General features: G+C 54.1%; 2 protein-coding genes. Both read left to right on the top strand.

The genetic code is table 11. The features are described 5' to 3' along the window. The first annotated feature begins 113 nt into the window (after positions 1-113). Complete coding sequence (locus AC13CE_RS00070; protein WP_482971053.1) at positions 114-602, top strand: DUF6745 domain-containing protein; 489 nt, start codon at positions 114-116, stop codon at positions 600-602. Positions 603-620: 18 nt separating this feature from the next. Continuing rightward, positions 621-2,528 (top strand): hypothetical protein (locus AC13CE_RS00065; protein WP_482971052.1); only part of this gene is annotated, 1,908 nt, incomplete at its 3' end.

Genomic DNA, 2,528 nt, shown 5'->3' with positions numbered 1-2,528 from the left:
CAGGTCACCCCGGATCGCTTCCAGCGCCACCTTTGCCTTGAACTCCGCGCTGTAGCGCTTCCTCGTCTTCTTCATTTCCCGTCCATTCCTCAGGTCGGGATTAGCTTAGCACCCTGTCCAAATTTCCGGGACCACCTCAGTGGCACCCCGGCGAAAGCGTTGTTTTTGCCAGCGAGCCGCCAACGGTTCTGCACCTAGATAGTGAACCCCGCCAGCCTATGCTCCATCATCCTGCAGAGAAAGCCCTTAAGTTTGATGACGGATCAGGCTTTTCGTCATGGCGTGGCCACATCATTCCTGATCGTTGGGTTTCTGGAAAACCGCCGACCCCAGAGCAGGCAGTCGCGCGCTCAAATGACACAGAGCGGGCGATCGCCTGCGAAATAATTGGCTGGGAAAGGGTTTTCGACGCGTTGTCTGGTACGAAGGTTGATGCAATCGTAGCCCCAAGCCCTGTGACACTTTGGGAAGTGCAAATTGCCGAAACAGAACGCCAAAGATTTCTAGATTTTGTAGACTGGCGGGGCACGCGTTCATTGCTGCCGGTTGCGGCCCATGTTTCGAGCGTTGCAGAAGCAAAAGCCAGTTTGGGAATTCCGTAAGTCATCCCCCTCAGGGCCATGCGCGTAGAATTCTTGTTGAAGTGTGCCTCCAAAAATATTGAAATACATTCTCTTTTACACAAGGCATCGCACCAGTTGCAGATTGGGGGGCTCTCTTTGGAAGACGACACAGCAATTTCAAACTTGAAAGCGATCAAAGACGGGCTCGATCACAAGCGTAGGGTGGCTTATGTCTTAACTCTCCTGTTCGGCTTAGCGACCGCGGCTCTGGTAGCCACCGCTGCTCTGGATGCGGCACCTCAATATGGTGACAATCTCAGAGCCATGGCGGGAGCTGCATTGCTCGCCCTGCTTGGAATTCAAATCGTCCATCAGCTTGTCAGGCACCGCGCCAAGAGCCTTAGTAAGTTCGAAGGCGAGATTTTTGAGGCGATGGAAGCGCTAAACTCCGAAGACCTTGAAGAGCGTTTATATTCTCTCAGGGACAAAGCGCTGGGGAATAGAACACTCTTCGCGGCCTTTAGCGCCTACGACCCTAGGCTCAAGCGACACCTCCTGAAACTTCTCGACAAAGAGGTACATGCAAAGCGCGCGAAACGAATTGCGAAGCTTTGCGCTGAAGCAGACCAAATCGTAACCGACGCTATCAAACGGAAGCACGAGAGCCGACCAGATGTGCGCGCAAAGCTTGAATTAGAAAAAGCGATACCCCGGCTGCAACATCTGGTCGCCGAGGCTGACCGGCAATTTGAGGAAGAACTCGACAAGAAAGTTCTGAAATGGTGGCGGCGGATGACACGGGACCGCAGTGCACTTGAAAAGATTGAGATCGAAATTGAGGCACTCGAGGTAGCATTGGAAAGGGTCTCCTCGTCACCCGACTTGCTCGCCGCCGAGGAGGATTACGAGAAACTCAAGCAAATTGTTGGGGAACGCCTCGCCGCTGCGAAGTCACTCGCATGGGTAGCAATTCCCCAATGTCATCAGAAATCCTTCGAGCCTGACCATGCGCTCAGCGTCGGCCTCATTTCCGCAGTGCTCGGCATCCCTGTTTCTGTAGCTTTGGACCTAAATGAAGCAGGTAGTGTCTACGATGCACTCCGGGATGTTAACGGCAACTATGCCGAGATGAGTGATCTTGAAATATGGCAAGAAACCCTCGCCATGTCTCCGGAGGCGCTTGCGGGCTTAGCTTCGCTCACCAAGGGTTCGTACTTCGAAACCTTGGTCGAGAGTGATTTGGGCGGCGAACGTTTCGCTCATTTCAATCATCCAGAGACTGATATTGTCATCGATGGCGTGGCCTACCAGATCAAAGCGACGGACAGTGCTGCGTATATCGAAAGTGTGGCCGATCACATTCCCGTTATCGCCACTACTGAGGTAGCGGAAACGACCGGCGTCATTGACGGTGGCTATACCAATGCTGAGCTTTCGGACGTCGTTGATGTAGCGCTGGGAGGATCGCTAATTGATTTCGGCGACACCTTCTTAGATGGGATCACGACGGGTGTCGGAGGCGTCGGCATAGTCGCGATCCTCCAAGGTGCGAATGGTGCTTGGTCCGAATACAAGAAAAGCGGCGATGCAATAGACGCTCTTGGCGTCGGGATTCAAACCACAGCGATGGGCGTCGCTCGCTCAGCCGTAAATCTTACCGAGATCGTGATTAGAGGCTCTATTGGGGTGGCGACTTCTGCCCCGGTTCGCTTTGCGGGAAGGCTGATCACAGGAAGCTCCGCCGACAAGGTAAACGAAGCGACAAAGTCGTCCCAGCCTTCAGCTCCTCGGGCAAGCGAAAGCCCTTTAGAACGACCCCGCAAAGTGAGGTGGTCCCGCCTTCTTGGACAGGTTGGCGGCGAAGTTAAGCTAATCCCGGATGTGATTATGCCGCCAGTCTGGTCATCAGATCATGGGGGGCATGCCCCCCATGATCTGAAGCATCGATCCGTCCATAGGCCTCTG

It is taken from the genome of Qipengyuania sp. B-5 (assembly GCF_056857815.1).
Note: the sequence above shows the minus strand (reverse complement) of the source record. Positions and strands in the feature narration are given on the sequence as shown.